At 58.1% G+C, this 24516-nt stretch carries 20 protein-coding genes and 1 tRNA gene; 15 read left to right on the forward strand and 6 right to left on the reverse strand.

All coding sequences use genetic code 11. The annotated features are described in order from the left end of the window. Positions 1-28: 28 nt before the first annotated feature. The 9 genes from bamA (at position 29) to C7H09_RS00460 (ending at position 7834) form a co-directional block, all read left to right on the forward strand. Complete coding sequence (gene bamA, locus C7H09_RS00420; protein WP_106760716.1) at positions 29-2347, forward strand: outer membrane protein assembly factor BamA; 2319 nt, start codon at positions 29-31, stop codon at positions 2345-2347. Between the two features lie 37 nt (positions 2348-2384). Then, positions 2385-2882, forward strand: coding sequence for an OmpH/Skp family outer membrane protein (locus C7H09_RS00425; RefSeq protein WP_106760717.1), 498 nt, complete (start codon positions 2385-2387; stop codon positions 2880-2882). Between the two features lie 40 nt (positions 2883-2922). Then, complete coding sequence (lpxD, locus tag C7H09_RS00430) at positions 2923-3948, forward strand: UDP-3-O-(3-hydroxymyristoyl)glucosamine N-acyltransferase (RefSeq protein ID WP_106760718.1); 1026 nt, start codon at positions 2923-2925, stop codon at positions 3946-3948. A gap of 11 nt (positions 3949-3959) precedes the next feature. Continuing rightward, positions 3960-4397 carry a 3-hydroxyacyl-ACP dehydratase FabZ gene (gene fabZ / locus C7H09_RS00435; RefSeq protein ID WP_106760719.1) on the forward strand — a complete coding sequence of 146 codons (438 nt, stop codon included), beginning with the start codon at positions 3960-3962 and terminating at the stop codon, positions 4395-4397. Then, a complete protein-coding gene (lpxA, locus tag C7H09_RS00440) occupies positions 4397-5188 on the forward strand; it encodes an acyl-ACP--UDP-N-acetylglucosamine O-acyltransferase (protein ID WP_106760720.1) in 792 nt (263 codons plus the stop codon). Before fabZ ends, lpxA begins: the two co-directional genes overlap by 1 nt. Before the next feature lie 49 nt (positions 5189-5237). After that, on the forward strand, positions 5238-6386 hold the full coding sequence (gene lpxB / locus C7H09_RS00445; protein ID WP_106760721.1) for a lipid-A-disaccharide synthase: 1149 nt from the start codon (positions 5238-5240) through the stop codon (positions 6384-6386). Then, positions 6386-7057, forward strand: a complete 672-nt coding sequence (gene rnhB, locus C7H09_RS00450) for a ribonuclease HII (RefSeq protein WP_106760722.1) — start codon at positions 6386-6388, stop codon at positions 7055-7057. Before lpxB ends, rnhB begins: the two co-directional genes overlap by 1 nt. Positions 7058-7152: 95 nt before the next feature. Then, a tRNA-Met gene (locus C7H09_RS00455) sits at positions 7153-7229 on the forward strand. 230 nt (positions 7230-7459) lie between these two features. Continuing rightward, a complete protein-coding gene (locus C7H09_RS00460) occupies positions 7460-7834 on the forward strand; it encodes a fibronectin type III domain-containing protein (RefSeq protein WP_106760723.1) in 375 nt (124 codons plus the stop codon). Here the strand turns inward: C7H09_RS00460 and C7H09_RS00465 are convergent. The 4 genes from C7H09_RS00465 to C7H09_RS00480 all read right to left on the reverse strand — a co-directional run bounded on the left by C7H09_RS00465 (position 7825) and on the right by C7H09_RS00480 (position 15064). After that, positions 7825-10410, reverse strand: coding sequence for a CHASE2 domain-containing protein (locus C7H09_RS00465; protein WP_106760724.1), 2586 nt, complete (start codon positions 10408-10410; stop codon positions 7825-7827). The two genes, C7H09_RS00460 and C7H09_RS00465, sit on opposite strands and share 10 nt — an antisense overlap. A gap of 20 nt (positions 10411-10430) precedes the next feature. Beyond that, positions 10431-12065, reverse strand: coding sequence for a FecR domain-containing protein (locus C7H09_RS00470; protein ID WP_106760725.1), 1635 nt, complete (start codon positions 12063-12065; stop codon positions 10431-10433). Further along, on the reverse strand, positions 12058-12786 hold the full coding sequence (locus tag C7H09_RS00475; RefSeq protein WP_106760726.1) for a response regulator transcription factor: 729 nt from the start codon (positions 12784-12786) through the stop codon (positions 12058-12060). Before C7H09_RS00475 ends, C7H09_RS00470 begins: the two co-directional genes overlap by 8 nt. Positions 12787-12898: 112 nt before the next feature. Then, positions 12899-15064, reverse strand: a complete 2166-nt coding sequence (locus C7H09_RS00480) for a DNA topoisomerase III (protein WP_106760727.1) — start codon at positions 15062-15064, stop codon at positions 12899-12901. 125 nt (positions 15065-15189) lie between these two features. On the opposite strand from C7H09_RS00480, the gene C7H09_RS00485 reads away from it, so the two are divergent. Both C7H09_RS00485 and C7H09_RS00490 read left to right on the forward strand, forming a co-directional pair. Beyond that, positions 15190-15546 carry a BolA family protein gene (locus tag C7H09_RS00485; protein ID WP_106760728.1) on the forward strand — a complete coding sequence of 119 codons (357 nt, stop codon included), beginning with the start codon at positions 15190-15192 and terminating at the stop codon, positions 15544-15546. Further along, positions 15543-16166: an L-threonylcarbamoyladenylate synthase gene (locus C7H09_RS00490; RefSeq protein ID WP_106760729.1), complete on the forward strand. Its 624-nt coding sequence runs from the start codon at positions 15543-15545 to the stop codon at positions 16164-16166. Before C7H09_RS00485 ends, C7H09_RS00490 begins: the two co-directional genes overlap by 4 nt. 33 nt (positions 16167-16199) lie before the next feature. On the opposite strand, the gene C7H09_RS00495 is transcribed toward C7H09_RS00490, so the two are convergent. Next, positions 16200-16844 carry a hypothetical protein gene (locus C7H09_RS00495; protein ID WP_106760730.1) on the reverse strand — a complete coding sequence of 215 codons (645 nt, stop codon included), beginning with the start codon at positions 16842-16844 and terminating at the stop codon, positions 16200-16202. A gap of 267 nt (positions 16845-17111) precedes the next feature. On the opposite strand from C7H09_RS00495, the gene C7H09_RS00500 reads away from it, so the two are divergent. Continuing rightward, the gene (locus C7H09_RS00500) at positions 17112-18734 is read left to right on the forward strand and encodes a methyl-accepting chemotaxis protein (protein ID WP_106760731.1); all 1623 of its coding nucleotides are present in this window, start codon (positions 17112-17114) and stop codon (positions 18732-18734) included. Positions 18735-18754: 20 nt separating this feature from the next. On the opposite strand, the gene C7H09_RS00505 is transcribed toward C7H09_RS00500, so the two are convergent. Beyond that, the gene (locus C7H09_RS00505) at positions 18755-19402 is read right to left on the reverse strand and encodes an MBL fold metallo-hydrolase (protein WP_106760767.1); all 648 of its coding nucleotides are present in this window, start codon (positions 19400-19402) and stop codon (positions 18755-18757) included. Positions 19403-19544: 142 nt separating this feature from the next. Here C7H09_RS00505 and C7H09_RS00510 point away from each other — a divergent pair, with 142 nt between their 5' ends. Genes C7H09_RS00510 through C7H09_RS00520 form a run of 3 tightly spaced genes read left to right on the forward strand, consistent with a single transcriptional unit; the run spans position 19545 to position 24514 of the window. Then, positions 19545-22487: a hypothetical protein gene (locus C7H09_RS00510; protein ID WP_106760732.1), complete on the forward strand. Its 2943-nt coding sequence runs from the start codon at positions 19545-19547 to the stop codon at positions 22485-22487. After that, positions 22480-23904: a hypothetical protein gene (locus C7H09_RS00515; protein ID WP_106760733.1), complete on the forward strand. Its 1425-nt coding sequence runs from the start codon at positions 22480-22482 to the stop codon at positions 23902-23904. Before C7H09_RS00510 ends, C7H09_RS00515 begins: the two co-directional genes overlap by 8 nt. Then, positions 23897-24514: a condensin complex protein MksE gene (locus C7H09_RS00520; RefSeq protein ID WP_206074240.1), complete on the forward strand. Its 618-nt coding sequence runs from the start codon at positions 23897-23899 to the stop codon at positions 24512-24514. The genes C7H09_RS00515 and C7H09_RS00520 overlap by 8 nt, the downstream gene beginning before the upstream one ends. Positions 24515-24516 lie beyond the last annotated feature (2 nt).

Consider the following 24516-nt stretch of genomic DNA (forward strand, 5'->3'; position numbering starts at 1 on the left):
CCGCACATTAACCAGGCGAAATATCTGAATGAGACGTTCCCTTCTAGCTGTAGCCGTTGGCTTCGCCATTGCCGCAACCGGTATGAAGCCAGCGCTGGCAGATGAATTCACGGTTGCGGATATCGAAGTTGAAGGCCTGCAACGGGTTTCTGCCGGTTCGGTGTTTGCCGCGTTTCCGATTAACATCGGCGATCGCATGGGAGAGGCAAGGCTGGCGACGGCTATCAAGGATCTGTTTTCTACCGGCCTGTTTACCGATATCGAAGCGAGCCGTGATCAGGGTGTCCTGATTCTGTCGGTGAAGGAACGGCCGTCCATTTCCTCCATTGAAATCGACGGTAACAAGAACATAGAAACCCAGATGCTGATGGATGCGCTTGCCGGTGCCGGCCTGGAAGAAGGCCAAGTGTTCCGCCGCGCAACTCTGGAAAAGCTTGAGCTGGAAATATTGCGCTCCTACATAGCTCAGGGCCGGTATAACGCCCGGGTAAAGGCCACCGCGGAAGAGCTGCCCAGGAATCGCGTAGCGGTGCGGCTCGATATTAATGAGGGCAGTGTCGCCGCCATCCGGCATATCAACATCATCGGCAATCAGGCCTTCGGCGACGAAGAGCTCACCGACTTGTTCGAACTGCGCACCAGTAGCTGGTGGAACTCGCTCACCAACAAAGACAAATATGCCCGTGAACGCCTGAGTGGCGACCTGGAAACCCTGCGCTCATTTTATCTGGATCGGGGGTATCTGGATTTCAGCGTGGAATCCAGCCAGGTGTCGATTTCGCCCGACAAGCAGAAAGTGTTTATTGCTATTGCCCTTGATGAGGGGCCGCAATACACCATTTCCGAGATTCGCCTGCGGGGCGACCTGATTGTGGGCGAGGAAGAGTTGCGTAAGTTCATTCCTGTGGAAGCCGGTGACGTGTTCTCCCGGGCGAAAATGACGGCCATCTCCGAAGCCCTTTCTTTCCGCCTCGGCCGTGAAGGCTATGCCTTTGCAAATGTGAACCCGGTGCCCGAGCCGGGCGAGGACAACTCCGCCGTGGTGACCTTCTTTGTTGAACCCGGAAAGCGCGCCTATGTTCGGCGGGTGAACTTTGAAGGTAACGTATCCACCAAGGATGAGGTGCTGCGCCAGGAAATGACCCAGATGGAAGGCGGTGTTGCCTCGTCGGACCGGATCGAATTTTCAAAAAGCCGGCTGGAACGGCTGGGCTTCTTCCAGGGTGTAGAGGTTGACACGGTACCGGTGCCCGGCACCGATGACCTGGTGGATGTGAACTACCGGGTACAGGAACAGCCGACGGGCAGTTTGTCGGCCTCTGTTGGTTTCTCACAGAACTCCGGGGTGATCCTCGGCGCCTCGGTGTCGGAAAACAACTTCTTTGGTACCGGCAAGCGGGTGTCTTTCGGGGTGAATGTGAGCGATTCGGTAAAGAGCGCCAATATTTCCTATCTCGATCCTTATTTCACCGTAGACGGAGTTAGCCGGGGCTTCAGTCTGTTTGCCCGGGAAACCGATTACGAGGAAGAGGACATTTCCTCGTATCTGCTGGATGAGTATGGCGGCCGACTGACATTCGGTTATCCGATGGATTCGATTACCCGGCTCAATTTCGGCCTCGGCGTTACCCAGTCGAACATCAAGCCCGGTGTGTTCTCTGCCCAGGAAGTGCGGGATTTCATTACCGAAGAAGGCGACTCCTTCAACAACTATTTCCTGTTTACCAGCTGGCGGCGCAGTACGCTCAACCGCGGTGTGTTGCCAACGGATGGTTATAGCCATTCGGTGTCTCTGGATGTGGCTGTTCCCGGCAGTGATCTGACGTTCTACAAAGCGACGTACCGAACCGATTTCTATTTTCCGCTGGTGGACTCGTCTAACTGGGTGATTCGTGCCCGCACCGAACTGGGCTACGGCGACGGTTACGGCGATCGCACCCAGATGCCGTTTTTCGAGCATTTCTATTCCGGGGGTTACGGCTCTGTGCGTGGCTACCGGGCCAACTCTCTGGGTAACAAGGCCGAACGCGTATCCGGAGACTTGTCCGATCCGGATCCGTTTGGCGGTAACGTGCTGACCGAGGCCGGGCTGGAGCTGATCTTCCCGACGCCTTTTGCCGGAGATTCCCGCTCCATGAGAACCTCGTTCTTCGTGGATGCGGGGCAGGTGTTCGATACCGAGCGTGGATTCGACCCCGAGTTTACCGAGGTACGCACCTCCGCTGGCCTGAGCTTCCAGTGGATTACCGCGGTGGGCCCTCTGGCGTTCAGCCTGGCCAAGCCGCTGAACGACAAAGCGGGTGATGATACCCAGGTGTTCCAGTTCTCGCTGGGCCAGACGTTCTGATACTAAAAAAACAGAGAATGAGATACAGGAGATACGTATGAACCGTTTGACTAAACTGATGATGGCGGCTTTGCTGGTTGTTTCGGGCCAGGTGGCTGCAGAATCCCGAATTGGTGTGGTCGACCTGCGCCAGGCACTCTTTTCGTCTGACGATGCGCAGACTTTCAGTGAGAAACTGCAGAAGGATTTTGCAGGCGATGAAAGCAAGGTACGGGAGGCCCAGGAGGCAGCCCGCAGTCTGAAAGACCGCCTGGAAAAAGACGGTTCCATGATGAACGAGAGTGAGCGGAACCAGCTCGCCAGCCAGTTCCAGGAGAAAGTTCAGGAGTTCAACATGCTCAAGCAACGGCTGGACGCAACCGTAAACCAGCGTAAACAGCAGTTTCTTGAAAGTGCGCGCCCGGAAGTGGACGCTGCCGTGAAGGAGCTTCTGGAGGAGCACGGCCTGGACCTGATTCTGCCAAGCGAAGCTGTAGTCTATGTAAAGCCGGATTTGAACCTGACCAAAGAACTGCTCGACAAACTGAACAAGTAATCGCTATCGGGGCTCCCCGGCCTTGAGTTTGGAGAACACCATGACGCAAACGTCCTATCGGCTGCAGGATATCGCCGATGCTCTTGGCGCCGAATTGCGGGGGGACCCCGAAGCCCTGATTTCGGGGCTGGCGACACTGCAGGCGGCTACGCCCGGCCAGATCAGCTTCCTGGCAAATCCTTCCTATGCCCGCTATCTCGCCGCAACCGGGGCGTCGGCAGTGATCGTATCTGATAAATTTGCAGAAAGTGTTCCGACCAATGTCCTGGTACTGGCGAACCCGTACCTGGGCTATGCTCACCTGAGCCATTGGTTTGATCCCTCTCCCAGAGCGCCTGCGGGCGTGCACCCCACGGCTGTTGTTGATCCTGATGCGCGAATTCACGAATCTGCTGCTGTTGGCCCTCATGTGGTTATTGAGGCTGATGTCGAGATTGGCGAGCAGGTGGTTGTTGGTGCGGGCAGTTTTATCGGCGCAAGGTGTCGTCTGGGTGATCAGAGCGTACTGCGCCCCAGGGTAACCCTGGCCCATGATGTGATTCTTGGAAAGCGTTGCCATATTCTGAGCGGTGCGGTTATCGGCTCTGACGGATTCGGGTTTGCCAATGACCGGGGAGCCTGGCACAGAATTGCGCAGATTGGTGGCGTGGTGCTGGGTGACGATGTTGAGGTGGGGGCCAACACCACCATAGACCGAGGTGCCCTGGACAGCACCTTGATCGGCAACGGGGTTAAACTCGATAACCTGATTCAGGTCGCTCACAACGTTCAAATCGGCGACCACAGTGCCATGGCGGCGAAGGTTGGCATCGCGGGCAGCACGCGCATCGGCAAGCATTGTGTATTCGGCGGCGCGTCTGGCGTTGCCGGTCATCTGGAGATTGCCGATCAGGTACACCTGACCGGCATGACCCTCGTTACCGGAGATATTCGCAAATCCGGAGTCTACTCTTCAGGCACCAGTGCGGAGCCCAACCGGCAATGGCGAAAGAATGCTGTTCGCTTTCGGCAACTCGACTCGATGGCGCGACAGATTAAAGAACTGGAAAAGAAATTAGAGGGCTGAGGCCGATCAACATGATGAAAATCGACGAAATTCTGGAATACCTTCCGCATCGGTACCCGTTTTTGCTGGTGGATCGGGTAACCGAGGTCGAGAAGGGCGTTTCGATTAAGGGCTATAAGAACGTGTCGTTCAACGAGCCGTTTTTTACCGGCCATTTCCCCGACAACCCGATTATGCCCGGGGTGCTGATTATCGAGGCGATGGCCCAGCTCTCCGGAATTCTTGGTTTTGTGACCGTTGAGCGGAAACCGTCAGACGGCGTGATACAATATTTGGCTGGTTCCAGTAAAGTGCGGTTCAAGCGCCCCGTATTGCCGGGAGATCGTTTGGATATGGAAGCCCGATTCGTCTCTGGCAAACGCGGTATCTGGAAGTTTGATTGCCGCGCGTTGGTCGATGGAGAGGTTGTGTGCGTGGCGGAAATTCTTACCGCTGAGAGAGAAGTTTGATGGCAACAAATGACTGGTCGGGTGTCCATCCGCAGGCAATTGTGGACCCGTCAGCCAAACTGGCAGACAAGGTGACCGTTGGCCCCTGGAGCTACATTGGCCCCGGGGTCGAAATAGGCGAGGGCACCGAGATACTCTCCCACGTTGTGGTAAAAGGGCCGACAGTCATTGGCCGCAACAATCGTATTTTCCAGTTCTCGAGCATTGGTGAAGAGTGCCAGGACAAAAAATACGCGGGTGAGCCAACAACACTGGTGATAGGCGATAATAATGTGATCCGGGAAAACTGCACCATTCATCGCGGTACAGTGCAGGATCGAGGTGAAACCCGTATCGGTAACGGCAATCTGTTGATGGCCTATGTACACGTTGCCCACGACTGCACCGTTGGCGACAACACCATTCTGGCCAATTGCGCCACTCTGGCGGGCCACGTGTCGGTGGGGGATTTTGCCATTCTCGGCGGAGGCACCATGGTGCACCAGTTCTGCCATATCGGCCCCCACAGTATGGCCGCAGGCGGCAGTATCGTGCTCAAGGACATCCCGGCCTATGTAATGGCCAGTGGCCAGTCTGCCGAGCCCCACGGAATGAATGTGGAGGGCTTGAAACGGCGCGGGTTCACCAAAGAGGCGCTGCTGGAGCTTCGCCGTGCCTATAAGGTGATCTACCGGCAGGGCCTGACCACCGAGCAGGCCATTGACGAGCTTGAGCGCGGGTTCCAGAGCGTACCCGAGATCCGAGTGCTGGTGGATTCGCTCAAACGGGCGGATCGCGGCATCATCCGTTAATTCTGCCGGAGTTCTGCCGGTGCCCAATCATCAGGCGTACCCTGTCGCCATGCAAGCACGCACCATTGCGATCATCGCCGGAGAGGCATCGGGTGATATACTCGGTGCCGGGCTTATCCGGTCGTTGCGAAGACGTTTTCCAGGCGCCCGATTCGTGGGTATCGGCGGTGATGAGATGATTGCCGAAGGCTTTCATTCACTCGTGCCCATGGAGCGGCTATCGGTAATGGGGCTGGTGGAAGTGCTGGGTCGCATTCGCGAACTCGTCAGTATCCGTCGCCGGCTGCTGGACTACCTTTTGACGACACCACCGGATGTCGTGATCGGTATTGATTCTCCCGATTTCACGCTGGCCGTTGAGCGTCGCTGTCGTGAAGCCGGTATCCCGTCTGTGCATTACGTGAGCCCGTCGGTCTGGGCCTGGCGCCAGAAACGCATTTTCAAGATCGCCAAATCGGTTGATCTTATGCTGACGCTGTTCCCCTTCGAGGCCCGGTTTTACGAAGAGCATAACGTGCCGGTGGCCTGTGTTGGCCATCCCCTGGCTGACCGGATTGAGCTTGAAACCGACACCCGGGGTGCTCGCCTGGATCTTGGGCTGCGTGTGGATACGCCCGTGCTGGCCATTTTGCCGGGCAGCCGGGGCGGTGAAGTGGAGCGCCTTGGTACGTTGTTTCTCGAGGCGGCCCGCTGGCTGCAGGAGCGGCAGCCAAACCTGCAGCTGGTGATTCCCTGTGTTAACCGTGACCGCGAAAAGCAGGTTCAGGCCCTGGTCGAGAGTCTTGAGGTAAGCCTTCCGCTAACCCTGGTTCGTGGCCGTTCCCGCGAGGTGATGGCGGCCAGTGATGTGGTATTGCTGGCGTCGGGAACCGCAACGCTTGAAGCGATGCTGCTGAAAAAACCCATGGTTGTAGGTTACCGGTTGAGTGATTTCAGTTACAAAATTCTTTCCCGGTTGATCAAAGTGCCCTGGGTGGCGTTGCCGAATCTGCTGGCCAGAAAGGAGTTGGTGCCCGAGTTGCTACAGGACGCGGCAACCCCGGAGGGCCTGGGCTCTGCAGTGCTTGAAAGGCTGCAGAATGCGTCGGAACGTGAGCGGTTACATACCGAGTTTCTTGCGCTGCACCAGATGCTGCGCCAGGGTGCGGACGAGCGGGCTGCCACGGCTGTGGCGGATCTGATCGGGGCGCGGAGCTGATGGCGGCCAGGGAGCTTCCTCCGTTTGAATGCCACTACCGGGGCTGGCGCCTGGCTGGGGTGGATGAGGTTGGCCGGGGGCCGCTGATTGGTGCTGTGGTGACGGCCGCGGTTATTCTGGATCCTCAGCGGCCGATCGCCGGACTGGCGGATTCCAAGAAACTGACCGAGAAACGCAGGCTTGCCCTGTATGATGAAATTCTCGATAAAGCGGCGGCCTGGTGCCTCGGGCGCTGTGAGGCGACAGAAATTGACCAGATAAATATCTACCAGGCAACCATGCTGGCAATGCAGCGGGCGGTAGATGGTTTGAGCACGGCGCCTGAGTATGTGCTGGTGGATGGCAACCGGTGCCCGAAATGGCGCTGGCCGTCTGAACCCGTGGTAAAAGGTGATGCCCGGGTGGAGGCCATCAGCGCTGCCTCCATCATAGCCAAGGTCACCCGGGATCGTGAGATGGAGGCTCTTGATCAGCGCTATCCTGAATACGGCCTTGCCAGGCACAAAGGCTATCCCACCCCGGCACATCTGGAAGCATTGAATCGCTATGGCGTAACCCCTGAACACCGGCGCTCGTTTCGCCCGGTGCAGTTGGCTTTGCAAACAGCGGGCGCGTACCAGCAAGCCAGCCAGAACGAGGTCGAGCATTACCCGGCGGATCTATTTGATTAAATGTTGAAAATGCAGTTGACAGAACCCGGGCAGCCATATATTATACGCGCCACGTTGATCAGGGAGCTTCCGGTTTCCGATCACAGACAGTTTGATGCGGGGTGGAGCAGTCTGGTAGCTCGTCGGGCTCATAACCCGAAGGTCGTAGGTTCGAATCCTGCCCCCGCTACCAAAAAAGAAAAGGCCGATCAGTTTACTGATCGGCCTTTTTGTTTTGGCGCCCAGGTCATGGGCGAGTCTTTGTTTCATTTTGGCTCCTGCCAGTTTTGCGTTATCACCGAGCATCATTAAAGTTGGTTAAATTTTAATCTTCCCCGTTTATACTAAACGCTTGGTGTAATCAGAGTTACCGCCTGACACAGGCAAATTTCGAGGGCGAATCCGGGCGACAGGATATTGATGATGAAATGCGCAATCTGCAGGCGACTGCCAGGGATTGCTGTGTGTTTACTGGGGATAGTTCTGTTCGGGTGTGGTGGCTCCGGCGGGGTATCGACACCTCACTCGGCGGTGTTGAGCTGGTCTGCACCCGCCACGCGGGTGAACGGTGATCGTATCGCGATGGGTGAGCTGGATCGATATGTGATCCGGTATGGACGCAATCCGAAGGAACCAACCGGCAAGATTGTTATCGGTGGGGCGGCCAGCGCTCCGGAGATGAGCTATACCATTCGCAATCTCCAGCCTGGCACCTGGTACTTCACCATACAGGTTCAGGACACCGCAGGGCTGCTGAGTGAACCGTCAGAGCCCGTTAGCAAAACGTTTCAGCCCTGAGGTGCGGCGCTGTCCAGCATCGGGTCGGATATCGGCAGTTTCAGTGTGAAGGTGGCGCCGTCGCCCGGCACGGAATCCACCAAAACCTCGCCATGATGCTTTTCCATAACCGTTTTCACAAATGAAAGGCCCAGCCCGGTGCCGTGGATACCGCCTGTCTCTGTTCTTTTCTGGCGGTGGTAGCGGTCAAAAAGCCGGGGCAGTTCTCCGGCATCAATGCCTGTGCCTTCATCGGTTATGGCCACACAGGCCAGATGCGCGGCCTGGTACACCTGAACGGTAATGAGCGACCCGGCAGGGCTGTATTGCACGGCATTGGTTAGCAGGTTGATGATGGCCCGCTCCAGCAGTTCTGCGTTGCCGCGCAACCAGAGGTCTTCAGTGCCCGACAAGTGGATCTCCACCGATTTTTCCAGCGCCTGTTCACACACGCTGTCCCGAGCGTTTTCAACAATCGCCAGCAGTTCGCACTCGTAAAAGCGGGTCTCGGTAATCTGTTCGGCCCTGGCGAGCTGAACAAATTCTTCAGCAAGCTGATAGCTGCGCTTGGCCAGCCTGCCAAGCTGGTCGAGATGGGCGCTGGTTACCTGCTCCGGGTCGCGCTTCAGTTGTTCAATCAGGGCCAGTTGGGAAACCAGTGGCGAGCGAACGTCGTGGGAGATGAAGTCGATGGCCTCGCGGTATTGTCTTTGCTGATCTTTCAGGTTGGAAATGTTGGAAATATTGGCAATCAGCCCTTGCTGGCGGGTGTCCGGCAGCAGAAATGGCGCCAGGTGGATCAAAAAGTCCCGGTTGTTCACGGTAAGATCCGCGGTACGGCGCTCTTGAAGGGTCAGTGTCTCTGCCAGAATTTCATGCCACAGCGTGTGGCCTTCCTTGTCCCGGGATTCCAGCAGGCTGGCCAGGGGCATTCCGCTCAGGCTGGGCATGGGCTCGCCAAACCAGCGCTCAATACGTGCGTTGGCGAACCGGATCACGCCGAGTTCGTCGGTTACGATAATGCCGTCGGGCATATGCTCAAAGCTTCTGCGGATAAACCCCTGCATTTCCTCGAGCTTTTCGCTGGCACTGCGCACCCGTTCGATGCGGGCGGAAAGGCGCTCCCGGCTACCCCTGCGAGCCGTGCTGTAGGGGCCTGTTTCCAGTAACAGACGGTCGAGGTAATGCTGGTTGACTTCGCGGCTCAGGTCGTTCGGCAGTGTCAGCCCCATCAGGTATTCTGCATTGCCCCGCACCAGGCGGATCCAGCTCTGGTTCTGCTGGTGATACCAGTGCCCTGACACCGGCGTGGGCAAGGCTTCGGCAAGGCTCATGTTGTGCAGTTCGGTCAAACCCTTGCCTTCGGCCAGTAACCAGCCTTCCGGCTTTAAGAGTACGCGTAAGTGCTTGAGAAGCAGTTGCGGGTGCCGGTGAGCCGGGTCTGGCAGTGATAGCCGGGGAATTGTGGCCATGTGCGCCAGTTGCCTGTTGAAAAACCGGTTGGCGGTTGCCAGCCGTAGACCACTGGCAAGAGGAATGGCCGCCACGGGCAGTAGCAGTGCATTGGCAATGCCGATTTCAAACCGAAACCAGACGAGCAGGGCGCTGTGGGCTGCCAGCAGGGTGACTAAAATCGCAAGCGTCATCACCAGCCCCGATGCCGGGCGAAGTCTTGGCAGCAGGGTGGCCAGCAGGAGGATGACCAGTATCGCGAGCGCACCGGTCACCAGTGTGGGAGCCTGCACAATAAGGCTGTTCCGGTAAAAAGCGGAGGCGATGTTGGCATGGAACTCGACACCCGGCATCGGGCGGCTCAGGCCAGAGAAGGGGGTTGGCAGAATGTCGCCAAAGCCAGCGGCTGTGGCGCCAACCAGCACCGTTTTTCCTTTCAGGTTCAGTTCGTTTGCCGGGGTTTCCAGTACTTTACTGTAGGAATGGGCGGGCACTGTGCCTGCACCGCCCACAAGCGGTATCCGGCGGTAGTCTTCCCGGACATTCACGTAGTGCGGCACCTGGCTTTGCCCGGGAGGGCGGGGCGAAAGCTCCGATGCCAGCGCCAGTGGTGGCCAGAGTTGCCGTGCCAGGCCGTAATAGAGATACAGCCCCCGGGCTACGCCGTCACTCTCCAGTTCAACATGGACATGCCCCAGGGCGCTGGCGGCATTGGCCAGTTGCGGGGCCGGAAGAACCTCTGCCATCAGGTGCTCTGTGTCGGTTGCCGACAGGTACACCGGCAGAACGACATTGCCATGGTGGGTGATTGCGCGGGCGAGTTCGTTGTCTCCGGGGCCGGACTCAGGCAACAGGATGTCGAGGATCACCGTCTCTGCGCCTGCGACGGCCAGCTTGTCGATCAGTTGAGCATGAGTGCTTCGGTGCCAGGGCCATCGGCCCAGTTGCCGGAGGCTGGGTTCGTCGATAGCGACAATCGCAACTCGCTCATCCACGGATGCTGGCCATGATGAGACCGTTTGGTCGTAGAGCCAGGTGTTGATGTGGCCTGGCAACTCGCTGGTGTAGCTCAGCAACAGAATAACGCCGAGCAGGAAACCCAGGGACCAGGGTGATGTTTCAATCGTTAGCCAGTCCCGTTTCATGTACCTTGCTGCGTTACCAGTTAGTCGAGATAAAGTTCCCGGCCAGGGCCCCAGCGGCCGGTGAGTGGGCCTTCAGACAGGGCTTTGACACGAACATAATACCGGCGCCCGGGAATCAGACGAAGTGCTGCAGTGGTGTCGGCAATATCGGCCTGCTTGATGATGTTACGGAACCCGGGCTCCTCGGACAACTGTAACCTGTAGCTAGAGGCGGTATTTATGTCTTCCCAGAACACTCGAACCTGGTTGTCCAGGTAGTTCACACTGATAATACGTGCCGGTGGCAGCGTGCCGTTCATCACCAGTTTGCGGGTTTCTGAAGTGGCAATGGAATTGCCGCCAGCCTCACTGACTACCCGCCAGTAATATTCGCCCGGGCTCAGTGGCCGCAGGGGCAGTGCTCTTGAATCCGGGGCCCACTCGCTGGTCGTTACCAGTTGCTGAAAGCTATCGTCTCTGGCTATTTCAACGCGGGCCACTTCGTTATTGCCGTTGAACTGCCAGCGGAACTCCGGCATATCGTCGTTCAGCTTTTCACCTTCTGCGGGGGCTGTCAGCGTGGGCTTTCTGGCCTGGAGGTTCACTTCAAGCGACTCAACGCCGGGAATTCCGCTAATGCCCCGGTGGTCGATAGCGGCAAGGTGCAGTTCATAGCGGCCGTTGTCGAGACGGCTGATGTTGAAACGATCGCTGGCCAGGTCGTGGCTTTGCACCCAGGTACCTGTGTCTTCGTCAAAAATATCCAGCCGATACTGCTGATAGTTGCCAGCTTGCCAGGTGACTTCGGCAGGCAGGCGTGTGACCACGGGCGGCAGCGGGTTAATCGTGGGCGCTGGTGGTAACTTGTGAATCATCACGGCCTGGTTACCAGTGGTGGACAGGCTGGCTCCGTAGCCTTCCGGTATGCGCCGGGTCTTGCCGGGAGCGCCAAAATCGACGGCACCTTCGGCTACCTGGATGGCGCTGCCATTGCTATCGGCCTGCATGGTGAACACGGTGCCCCGGACAGCCGCCACTGCCGATGGGGTTTCGATCTCAAAACGGGCGCCATCGATGATGATGGGCCGAACGCGGGTGTGTACTTCACCCTTCTGGAGTCTCAGCCGGGTGTCCACCATGCCAGACTTTCCATACTGGGTCAGGCGGTTAAAGATCAGGCGGGAGTTGGGTGAAATCCGGATTTCAGAGCCGTCGGCCAGGGCAATCGTGGCGGATCCGGCGCCTGAGAGGATTTCGTCGCCCACGCGGATAATGGTATCGCTCTGCAAAGGGTGCTGCCGGCCATCAACACCGGAAATTTTTCGAACACTGCCAGTGACCGAAACAACTTTTGCCGGTTCCGGTTGCCGTTTCAGCCAGTTGATCGGAATACGCAGGGTGTCGCCGCTTCTCAGTTGCCCGGTTGACATCAGGTTGTTGTGTTCAAGCAGCTTGCGGGTGTCGACGTTGCGGGCCAGCAGCGTTTGCCCAATGCTCTGAAGGGTATCTCCCTGCTGCAGGGTGTACACCCATTCGGGAACCGGGTCAGACTGTTGAAAAGCCTGGCTTGCCGAACCTCTGGCAACGGATAGTTCGGCAGATGCCAGCTGTGAAACAAGACAGACCAGCGCCGCCAGTAGCAGTGAACCGCAGCCTTTTACCAGAGGGTTACGCATGGGCAAGGGTGTCTTCTGATGAGGTATCTGCATTTCCTGCGTCAATGGCCTCAAGGCGATAGCCACGCTGATAGATGGTTTTGATCCGGAACCCGTTTTCAGGGTTTAGCCCCAGGCGCCTGCGCAGCCGGCTCATGTGGGTGTCGACCGTGCGGGTATTGATGTCCCGGGTCAAACCCCAGACCCGCTGCAAGAGCATTTCGCGGGTGAGCAGACGGCCCTGGTTCTGGAACAGGCACAGGGTCAGGTCGAAGTCTTTGTCGGTGAGGGTCAGGGGCTCACCATGCAGATGAATGCTGCGCTGATGGATATTCACCCGGAAGGGGCCAAAATCCAGGCACTCCTTTTCGTTCTCCGGATGAATGCGCCGCGCCAGGGCATGGATTCGGGCCACGAGTTCAGCGGCGCGGGCTGGCTTTGCCAGGTAGTCATCTGCACCGGCATCGAGGGCGCGCACGATGTCGGCTTCGCTGTCTCGCTGGGTAAGGAAAATGGCCGGGATCGGCCAGTTCATCTGGGCGCGAACGGTTTCCAGCACATCAATGCCGGTCATGTCCGGTATTTGCCAGTCGAGAATGATCAGATCATAGGTGCGGTGCAGAACAGCACTCAGAAAGGTATGACCGGTCTGGAAGCTATCGCACTGATACCCTCGCTCCGAAAGAATGCCTTGTATATGCTGCGCCTGTTCAATTTCGTCTTCCAGCAGAGCAATGCGCATTAATACGAGCCCCCAAGGTGTTGTCCGCTATGCGATAGAATTCAAGTGTCTGCATAGGACACCTGTTCCACTATCACTATTATTCCAGAGAAAGGAAGTGTATTCAGTGTCGTTATGTAGCCTTCCGTAAATCCAATGCAGGCTTTCCGTTAGCATCATTTACGGTTTGTCGGCAGGCCGGGAAATTACTGCAGCCCCAGAACCAGCCTTTTTTACTTTTCCGGCGCACCAGCGGTGAAAAACAATGTGGGCAGGGCACGGGCTTCTGGCCGGTGCCATCCTCGGGTGCCTGCTGCTCAATCGGGCGGGTGCCGCGACAATCCGGGTAGCGGGTGCAGGCGAAAAAAGCGCCGAACTTACCGGATCGCTCAATCATCGGGGCGCGGCATTTCGGGCAGTGAATGGCGGGAGCCGAGGAGGTATTGTCTGCGGTGGGTGAGGCTGCAGGGTTCACCAGCCCGGTGATTTCCTGTTTCAGCTGTTCCAGAAACGCTTTCGGGTCGTTTTCACCCCGGAGAATGGCCTCCAGTGTCGATTCCCAGACCGCCGTGCGGTCGGGTGTGCGTATAGACTCCGGCAGTGCCGCAATCAGTGTTTTGCCCTTGTCGGTAGACCGGATATGGCGCTTATCCCGGCGAAGATACTCCCGGCGGAACAGGGTGTCGATAATGGCCGCACGGGTCGCCTCGGTGCCAAGACCATCGGTTTCCCGGAGGGTTTTTCGCAGTTCCGGGTCGGCAACGAAGCGTGCGATGTTGGTCATGGCGGCCAGCAAAGTCGCATCGGTAAAGGGTTGCGGTGGCTGGGTTTCCCGTTGCACCACCTCGGCCTGGTTGCAGAGCACGGGTTCTTCCAGCGCGAGTTTGGGCAGGGGCGGCTTTGCCGGTTCCTTTTTTTGATCCGCCCGTTGTATCTCCAGGGCTTTCCAGCCAGCGCTGGCAATCGCCGTTTCCGTTGCGCGGAACCGATGGTTCTGTATGTTGACGGTAAGGCGGCCTTCCCGGTGCACCGCCTCCGGGTAGAACTGCATCAGATAATAGCGGCTGACCAGGTCGTAAATTTTCTGCTCGGCAGCACTGAGTTTGCCGTTCGACGAGGGGCGCTGGGTCGGGATTATGGCGTGGTGGGCATCGACTTTTGCATTGTTCCAGGCTTTGGATCGGCGCCCGCTGTCTGCCTGCGCGCAGAAAGACTCCAATGCCGGGGCCACTCGCCCGATGGCCCGCAGTACCGGTTCGCGCTGATCAAAGTGCTCTTCCGGCAAGTAACGGCAGTCGGAACGGGGATAGGTGATCAGTTGGTGGCGTTCATAAAGGCTTTGGGCGGTGTCCAGCACGTCTTTGGCGGCCATGTGGAACAGGCGACCTGCCTCGATTTGCAAAGCAGACAAAGACAGCGGCAGTGGGGCCGCTTCCGGTCGATCGCGGAAGCGGGATTCGCTGATTCGGCCGGGGCGGCCCTGAATATCCGCTGCAATCTGTTCCGCCACGGCTTTGTCTAAGAGCCGGTTTTCGTCGTCGAGATAATCCTGAAACTGATCGTCCGGTAGCCAGCGAGCCGTGAATGGGCGCTGGTCGGCTTCGGGTTCGGCAGCCTGAAACACCCCCTGTATCCGAAACCAGGGCTTGGGCTGAAAGTGTTCAATGGTGTTGTCGCGTTCGACCACCAGACCAAGTACGGGTGTTTGCACCCGGCCGACCGAGAATACGCCCTGTTCGCCCTTATGCTGGTAACTCAGCGTGTAAAAGCGGGTAAGGTTGATGCCGTAGAGCCAGTCGGCCCGCTGGCGAGCCAGTGCCGAATGGGATAAACGCCGGAATTCCCGGTTGTCCCGCGGCGAATCGATGGCGCGGGCAACCGCTTTCGGCGTCAGGTCATTAATAAGCACCCGCTGCACCGGCACCTTTACGGCCAGATAACGAAGCACCTCGTCTACCAGCAACTGGCCCTCGCGATCCGGGTCGCCGGCGTGGGTAATCCGGGTGGCTTTGCGTACCAGCGATTCCAGCACCCTGAGCTGTTGTTTTACTCCGTCTTTGGGCGCCATTTGCCAGGGGTCCGGAAACATGGGCAGGTCTTCGATGCGCCATTTCTTCCAGACCGGGTTGTAGCGGGCCGGTTCGGCGGGCTCCAGCAGATGGCCGATACACCAGCTGACGGTCGCGGCATCCGGGCCCCGGCCACAGCGAATCCAGCCCTGGCCTTTTTCATGGGGGCCGGGTAGCGCAGCGGCGATGGCTCGAGCCAGGCTTGGTTTTTCGGCAATAAAAAGATGCATGATAGCTCGGTGGCTGGTGATCGGTCGGGAGGGAATGTGGCTGCTTGCACCGCAGGTGTCAAGGGCATCGGGATCTATAGTAGACTGAGTGAATTGCTGCGGCACCACCGGTTGGAGAAACCAGAATGATTGTTCAGCGAGAGATCGAGGCGAAACTGGCCAAGGCATTTGATGCCAGCCTGCTCGCCGTGGAAAACGAAAGCTACATGCACGCGGTTCCGCCAGACTCGGAAACCCATTTCAAGGTAACGCTGGTGTCACCGGCTTTTGAGGGGCAGATGAAAGTTCGACGGCATCAGGCCATTTACAAGGTGCTGGCTGAGGAACTCGCCGGGCCAGTTCATGCACTGGCTCTGCATCTGTTCACGCCGGAAGAATGGCAGGCCAGCGGGCAGGCGGCACCGGATTCTCCCAATTGCATGGGGGGCTCCAAAGGCGACCCGGACATGGCTCGCAAACTTGAACAAGGGGCAAACGGATGAGTCAGTTTTTCCAGATACACCCGGAAAATCCGCAGAAGCGCCTGATCAAACAAGCCGTGGAAATTCTTCGGGGCGGCGGTGTCATTGTGTACCCCACCGACTCCGGCTATGCACTGGGTTGCCACTTGGGGGACAAGCAGGCGTCAGACCGGATCAAGCGCATTCGCAAGCTGGATGACAAACATAACTTCACCCTGGTGTGCCGGGATCTCTCGGACATCGGTGTGTATGCGAAAGTCGACAACACCCAGTACCGGTTGCTGAAAACGTTCACGCCTGGCCCCTACACGTTTATTCTGGATGCCACAACGGAAGTACCCCGGCGGTTGCTGCACCCGAAGCGTCGCACCATTGGTGTGCGGGTTCCGGATAATGAGATCGTTCGGGAGCTATTGGGTGAGCTGGGGGAGCCGATCATGAGCAGTACGCTGATTCTGCCAGAAGAATCGGAGCCCATGACCGACCCTTACGAGATTCGCCAGGTGCTGGAACATGAGCTGGATCTGATCATCGATGGTGGTTTCTGTGGCATGGAGGCGACCACCGTGGTGAATTTCACCGGAGATGCGCCGGAGGTAACCCGGGTGGGCCAGGGCGACCCGGCACCGTTCCAGGTCTGAGCCGGGCACCTGTGATGCGCCCGATACCCGGGCTCAGGCCCGGGCATTCAGGCTGAACGCGTAGGGTTGTCTGGCGCTGATGGTCTGGGTTGGTTCTGCGGTGCGGCGCAAGCTGTCGTAGCGATGAATCAGATCATTCAGCCCGTTAAACTGTTGGTTTTCGCTCACCAGTGAATCCAGCAGGCTATTCTGCACACCGTAGGCACTGCTCAGCTTCAAAGCGTTGTCCATAAAGTGCAGGGTCGGTTCGTTTATGCTCAGCCGGCCGAGCGCCTCCGAGAAGTTTTTGTTTTGGGCGAGATCCTGCTGCATCTTTTCCCGGATCGGCTCTGGCATTTTCCCATTCAGCTGCAAAGAACCGTCGTCATTCCTGCTGACATTGATCGCTGTTGCCGGGTGCAGATTGTACTCGGCAAGTTTATGCCGCAGGGTTTCCCGCACATAGGAAAGGTCTTGCGCGACCGTTTGCTTGTATTGGGATAACGGCAGTTTTCGGGTTTTCAGGCTGGCGGCGTTTTCGTCCCGCTGCGACGGAGTGAAGCGATCGTCGCCCTCGCTCTGGGGTAGTGGCTGCGCTTCGGGCGCATTGCTTTCCGCTTTGTCCGTGCGCGAGGCCGGCTGTTCCATGGCCTGCTGAAACCGGGTGCTGGCTTGGATCAGTGATGTCAGCAACGACATGAGTACTTGCTCCCAACGGAAAAAATCTGCCGCAACCGTCTGTTTTCGGCCGCGTTAGTGATGCTTACAGGAGTATCTGCAGGTTTCGGGCCAATTCAGCCGCTTTCGGGGGCTGCCCGGCGATTGTTAAAAGTTGCAATAAAGCGGGCATGACCATTAGCGGGGATGATCTGGAACAGGAAAACATTGATACTTGGGTATAAAGTTATCCGCTGCCTGGCCGTCAATACCTCAGGTGTCCGAATTTTCGTCCGTTGTCGGGGTATCATGAAAAAACATTATTCCATCCGGTTTCTGTTGCTTGCTGCACTAGCGCTGGCGTTCACTGCGATTCTGGTGTTTACCATTGCCTACAGCGCCCAGTCTCAACGGGCACACCTTGAAGAGTACAGCCACAAATACGTGGATGGGCTGGCGAAATCTTATTTTGACGGCCTGAATACCATGATGGTGACAGGCACCATCGGCAACCGCAGCGTTCTGCGGGATAAAGTGACCGCTCCGGAAGAGGTGCTGGATGTTCGGGTGATTCGCAGCGATCAGCTGAATGCCATGTACGGCGCGGGCAGTGCCGAGGAACAACGCCGGGAGCCCCTGGACCGCAAGGCGCTCAAGGGCGAGCGCATCGAACACTATTCAGAAAACGACCAGGGCCGTGTGTATACGCTGATCGACCCTGTGCGCGCCAGTGCCGATTATCAGGGGGTGAACTGCCTGGGTTGCCATCAGGCCAACGAGGGCGATGTTCTTGGTGCCATTCGCGTGGATTATTCCCTGGCCAAAAGCGATGCCCGGTTACAGCAGCAGTTATTGGTGAGCGGTGGCTTGCAGATTCTGATTTTTGTAGTGATTTTTATACTCACCACTTATGTGCTGGGGCGTTTGGTGTTTTCCCGTTTGCGCAGCCTGCATGACCGCATGGATGAAATCTCTAGAAATTCTGACCTCTCCATCGAACTTGAGGTAACTCGCAACGACGAGATCGGCTCTGTTTCCCGAGCCTTTAACCGCATGGTGGCGAAGATCCGGGACAGTATGCACACGGTGATGGACAACGCCGAGCAGGTCGAAGCGGCAGCTCGTACCATTGCAGGTAAGGCTGAGACCACCGAGCGGGAAGTTTTGGCTCAGAAGGACAACACCGATCAGGTTGCGAGCGCCACCACAGAAATGGCCGCATCGGCGGTGCAGGTGCGGGAAAACGCCGTAAGCACTGCCCGGAAATCGGCAGACACGGCGCGCTCCGCTGAAACCGGAGAGCAGTTGGCTCGGAATGCAGTGCAGGGCATTGAGTCGCTGAACTCTGAAGTGCAGGACGGCGCGCACCGGATTGAGCAGCTGGATCAGCGCACCACAGAAATGGCGACCCGGCTTGAACTGATTTCAGAAATTGCCGACCAGACCAACCTGCTGGCGTTGAACGCGGCGATCGAGGCCGCCCGGGCTGGTGAACAGGGCCGTGGTTTTGCTGTGGTTGCAGATGAAGTTCGGGCGCTGGCATCCCGCACTCAAACCTCGACCGAGGAAATTCGCGAAACCATTGCAGGCTTGAAGAAGGAGGTGGTGGATTGCGTCGGCACCATGCGCCATGCCTCCGAGCTGGCTCAGCATCAGGTTGAGGCCATATTGAAAGTGGAAACCGAGCTGCAGACCATTGCCGCTGAGGTGCGTGAGATCACCGGTTTGAATGAAGAGATGGAAAGCGCCGCCAATGAGCAGAGCGAGGTGTCGGATTCCATCAATCAGAATGTGATTGAGATCAGCCGTTCGGCGGAGCAAACCTCCAGCGACGCCCAGGAAACCGCGCGTATTGCCGGTGACTTGCTGGCCATGGCGGAAACCCTGCGCCGGACCATTGAGCAGTTCCGGCTATCGCAGGGCGGAAAATAGTTGGTGGCGCCGGGGTTGGGTCAGCCCCGGTGATCTGACACAAACGGGTTGGTGGCCCGCTCCTGGCCAAAGGTGGACATTGGGCCATGGCCACAGATGAAACGGACGTCATCCCCCAGGGGAAACAGCTTTTCGCGGATCGAGTGAATCAGCGTGGCGTGATCGCCTTTGGGGAAGTCTGTTCGGCCAATGGAGCCGTTGAATAGCACATCGCCTACCTGGGCCAGTTTCGATGCCCGGTGAAAGAACACCACGTGTCCCGGTGTGTGGCCGGGGCAATGAATAACTTCCAGAGTTTCCTGCCCGACCGTGACCCGGTCGTTATCCTCCAGCCAGCGATCCGGGGTGAAGACCTCCGGTGCCGGAAAGCCGAACATCTGGCTTTGCATCGGCAGGCCCTGAATCCAGAAATCGTCCTCTTTGTGGGGGCCTTCGATGGCCACGCCCTCGCTGTTCGCCAGCGCTGCCGTGCCTCCGGCATGGTCAATGTGAGCGTGAGTCAGCAGGATCTTCTCCAGCACCACGCCCTCGGCCTGAATCGCAGCCCGAATGCGATCCAGATCCCCGCCCGGGTCGACCACCGCGGCTTTGTTAGTTTCTGTACACCAGAGCAGGGTGCAGTTCTGCTCGAAGGGGGTCACGGGAATCACGCGGTACTTCAGGGACATAATCTGCCTCGGCTTGGTAAACTTGGGCGAGAGTTTACCAAGCCGCACATCCACGGGCTATCGAACCACGGTTTCGGCATGATGGTGCTGCCCCGACCGTTCCGGGCAACCGGAAAATTTATGGAACAGGAGATGATTCTGGATGACTGAGCCTCAGGCGAGCGCAAGCACCTTTACCTTTGGCATACGCCGCCTGGTCCTGGTGGATTCTGCCGGTTTTTGCTACGTGGAAATCCCGGTGGACAACCACGGCCTGATTCTGGGGCCGGGCAATCTGGGTAAATCCAGTTTGCTCAATTCCCTGCGGCTGTTTCTGTTGCCAGAGAACAACTTCAAGAACAGCCGCAAGAAGTTCGCGTTTCGTAACGCCAGTGCAGGTAGCTTCTACACCAACGAAGAAAGCTACCAGCACTACTTTCCCAGCCAGTACAGCTTCCTGATTATGGAAGCGGAAAATCCTGCTGGCACCCACTGCCAGATTCTGTATCGGGATAATGCCAGCCAGCTCAGCTATGGCCGGGCGTTTGTGCCGGTGGGCTACGACCAGCTGCGGCCCCTGTTCTGGGATGGCGATGACGACGAGGGGATTGGCCAGGCGGTGCCGGAGTTGTCGTTCAGCCGGTTATCGGAGGCCCTGAAAAAGCTTTCCAAAGAGACCCGGCTGGTCAGTGACCCGGCCCGGCTCAAAACCATGCTCTACAGCAGCGAACTGATGAACGCCGAAGGTGTCCGCTACTCGGTCTTGCCGTTGGGGGAGTCGGACGAACGCCGGGTGCAGTCGTTGCGTACACTGATTCTTTTGCTGTTTGAAATGAAAGCGGACGACCAGGCCATGGCTAACGCCGTGGCCAGTATCATCGAAGCCGATAAAAAGTTTGCCGACGATGCCTTCGATTTCAACATTGATGACTTCTTGAGCCGACACGATCAGTTGAAGCAGCAGCAGACCCACTGGAACCGGATTGAAAAAGAACGGCATCGGTTCGAAAAGCTCAACCGGGATTACCAGGCCTACCAGAGGCTGTTGCGCAGTCAGTACGATTTCGCCGCCTTCCGGGATGGCGTGGCCGGCGCGCTCCGGGCTATCGGTGAGCAGCGCAAGGCCGCCGTTGAGGTGTTCAACGAGCAGAACGACACCTTGCGACACGTACTGCAGACTCTGAAAAAACTGGAGCAGGAAGACAGCGGGCTGAAGGGGGAAATCCGTTCCGCCGCCCGGCGTATTCAGCAGGCGGAACAGGCCCGTAAAGACGGCGAACTGCTGGTATCCCAGTACGGTGAGATGACGCTGCAGGAAATCGGCGAGATTCAGAAAGAGGAGCTTGAGAACAAGCAGGGTTACCTCGCGGCCCTGAAAAGCGCGGCCCAGGCAGAAATCCGCTTCGAACAGATTGAGCGCAAAAGCAAAGAGCTACTGCGCCAAAAGGAAGCGCTTGCGGAGCGGGAGAGCAAACAGCAGTGGCAGCTTCAGAATCAGCTGGATGAGGCCACCGCGGCACCGCTGCGGGCCATTGATCCCCGCCTGATGATGGCCAGCCCGGGGCAGGACCTGGATGCCGGAAGTAAAGCGGTGATTGAGGCCTTTGCCCGCCTGTTCGTGCCCAGCAGCCAGGGATTTGACTGGTATGACACCGAATTCCGGGCCGAGCCAGCGCGCCAGACCAACTTTGCCGAACAGCGGCAGCACCTGGAGAGTGAACTGCACGGGCTGGAGAAAGAGCGTTCGGAGCTGGCCGACACCAGCAATCAGGAGCATGACCGCCCGCGGCTGATTGAACGTACGGAGAAAGAAATCCAGGCGATTGAAAAAGACCTGGAAACCTTGAACCGCTATCCGGCGGCAGCCACCATGTTGCGGGACGCCACGGAAGAGAAAGAAGCCGCCGAGCAGCAGCAGGCGCGGCTGGAGGAGCAGGCCCGATTAGCCCAGGAGCAACAGGATGCACTGCAGCAAAAAGTCGCCAAAGCCCGAGGCGAGAAAGAGCGGATTGAAGAACGGGAGCGGGAACTGGTTGGGCTTAACCGGAGTATAGGAACCGTTGAGCACCGCTTCCCGCACCTGAAAGCCGTTCAGGCGGAGGCGCCATTGGCGCCGGATGTGGTATCGGTTGCCGGGTTTGATGACCTGCAAACCCAGTTGGATGATCTGGAAGAACGTCGCCGCAGCATACTCGACCACCTGCGACAGTTTGTGTATCTGGGCATCCTGGATGATGGGAACGGCGAGTTGCAAAAGGACAGCCCGGCCAGCACCCACATTCGGGAGGTGTTCAAAGGCCTGGCGGATCTGTTCGCCGGGTTGCCGGAGCAGTGGCGAATGCTGGAAGAGCAGATTGCCATTCACAACGAAACCGTGGCCAGTTATCGGCAGGCGTTGAAGAGCAACCACGAGCATATCAGCCGCTTTGAGGCCCAGCTTAACCGGGAACTGGAGGGGGTTCAGATCAACGATCTGGTGGAAATCCGCGTGGATATCTATACCGACCCGAAGTTCCGAAACCTGGTGGAAGAAGCCAATAATATCGATCCTTTTGGCCATCAATTACAGTCGGACGCCTTCTACGATCGCCTGCGGGTATTTGTGGCGGATTTCTTCGGCGAGCAGGGCAGCAGCAAACGCCTGACCATGGACAAGGTGATCACCGGGATCTCGTACCGGACCCGCAAGGAAAACGCCGCCAACCTGGACAAGAAAGGCCAGTCCACGTCCACCACCGCACTGATCAACCTGGAGTTGGTGTATCGGCTGCTGAAACGGGTGCTGTACCCTGGTGTTCGCTTGTCGTTCCCGATGGTGTTGGATGAACTGGCCAGCGTCGACATCAGCCAGATGCCCGCGTTGCTGGATCGGCTTGGCAAGCAGGGCTTTAATCTGTTTTCCGCGGCTACCCACAGCGCCAGTGCCGAAGTCATCTACCTGATTGGCCGGCACCTGGAGGTGGGCCAGATGCGCACCGGCAAGCCCTACAGCCCCCAGCGCACCCTGGTGTTCTGGGGCGGCCCCGAGGGGTTTACCGGCGGCCAACCGCTGAGCCACTGGGCAGACCAGACCCAGAACAGCCTGCTGGAGGCGGCGGATGAGTAAGCGTTTCAGCACGCTGGATACCACCCGGTTGCTGTTCGAACACCCGAAGATTCTGTTCCGGATGATCGAACGGATGGATCGAAACGAAGCCCGCTATGTGCGGGAGAGCGATCTGGTGGCAGACGTGATGGATTACAGCCGGTCACTGGGCCGGGCAGACCGGGAGCGGGTTCGCCTGGCACTGAGTACCGACAACCTGTTTCGCACCGGGCTGGTGATCGACATCATGAAAGCCGAGGGTGAGCGCCGCCTGGTCTTCCAGGATGCGGTGATCAACCTGATGCGGGCGTGCAACGCCTCACTGTACCAGGAGCTCACCGACGCCCGCCTGCGTGGCCATCTGGTCACCCTGCGGGATGTTTGCAATCGCCTGGAGCTCAGCAGTTTCAGTAATGCCGACCCGGATTACACCGAACTGCGGGACGATCTAAACGAGCGGATCAGCCAGTTGATCGGCCTGTTGCGACAGAATGTGTTGCGCATGCAGACCATCAGCACACAGCTGGCGGAATTGTCCGGTGATGCCAGCCGGGCGCCGGATAAATATCTGGAGTTTCGCCAGAATCTGTTCGAGCAGATCGTGACCCTGTACGAGCGCCACATCAAGCCCACGCTGGTGTTTCTGAACCCGGACACCCGGCTGCCAGACGGCAGCAACCTGTTTGAAACCCTCGAGGCTATGGTGCGGTTACTGGAACGCCAGGGCGACCACAGTCTGGCCGACCAGTTGTTCTGTTCCTCGATCAGTCTGAATGCGCTCTACAAACCGATACAGGCGGTGGCACAGGAGGTAGAGCACTTCCTGCGCAAGACCCGACGGGGTATGGCCCAGTACAACGCCATGGAACACTTCTATCACAAGCTGCGCGATCTCAAAGGTGAAACCGAGACGCTTAGCCTGCGCCGCAAGTGGCTGGAAGGTCGCGATTTTGCCCGCAGCACCGGCTTTCTGGTGGGGCTTCGGGCCCAGCCGCGGGCCAAGCACTACGCGTTCGGGCAGTCCTCAAGCTACTACCAGCTGCTGTTCAGCGAACTGGAGCTGCGCCTGAACGATCTTCGCCGCAAGGCGGAAGTGCCGATGCTGCAGCAGGTTGAAGGCAGTGGTCGGCACACCCGCATCGATGTGGAACGCATCAACCGTTTATACCAGTGGCTGGAAACCCTGGAGTTGCGGCCCACCGGGGATCTGGTGAGGGAGCTGCACGGGCGCCTGGACGGCTTCATTCCCGGCTACCGGTTGCCGGATTTGCTGGCGGCCTTGAACCGGCTGGTGAACTCGCCGCCCGCGGGTATGCGCGTAGCCACGACCAACCGTTTCCGGGTGCTGGCGCCCGAAACTGACGACGAACAGTTTGTTTACCGTAAACGCCGCCTTTACGCCGAGACCACACAACCGCAGGACGCCCGACATGCCTGAGTATTCAGACTCTATGGTCAGTGATGAAACCCCGACCACCACTGCCAGCTTTGACCAGATACTCCCGGCCCAGAGTGCGGCGGTGTTCCGGGAGTTCCAGGCGGGCCGGGTGATCGTGCGCGATCTCTGGGACGCGAATCGCTCCGAAGTCTGCGCCAACCCGCTGTATAACCTGCTCTACAATCACCTGGCCCATTTCCGGACGCTCTACGAGCATCTGGGCAGTGAGCTGGTGTTCAACGAGGTTGGGGCCTTCTTTTTTCTCAAGGAAAGCAGCGACGACGAAAGCGAGGAACACGATGAAAACGCTTTCAGGGTGCAGGTGGTGCTGTTGTTGATCGGCCGCTATTTTGCCCGCAGTGGTCGCGACCTGGAGTTTCTGGGCCGACCGGAAGCCGGGCTGAACGAGCAGGATCTTGAGAACCTGGGGGCCGACGACGAATACCGAGAGATCCTGCGGGCAGCCAGGTTCGAAAAGGGTATGGGGGAAGCCCTGGACTATCTGGAGAAGCGAAACCTGATTTTCCGCGCCGGTGCCGGGCGCTATTTCCTCAGTTCAGCGGGGCAATATTTCCTGGCCCAGCTGGTGCAGGAATACGAACAGGCCTGATC

The sequence above is a fragment of the Marinobacter fuscus genome (assembly GCF_003007675.1).
In the GTDB taxonomy this organism is placed as follows: Bacteria; Pseudomonadota; Gammaproteobacteria; order Pseudomonadales; family Oleiphilaceae; genus Marinobacter; species Marinobacter fuscus.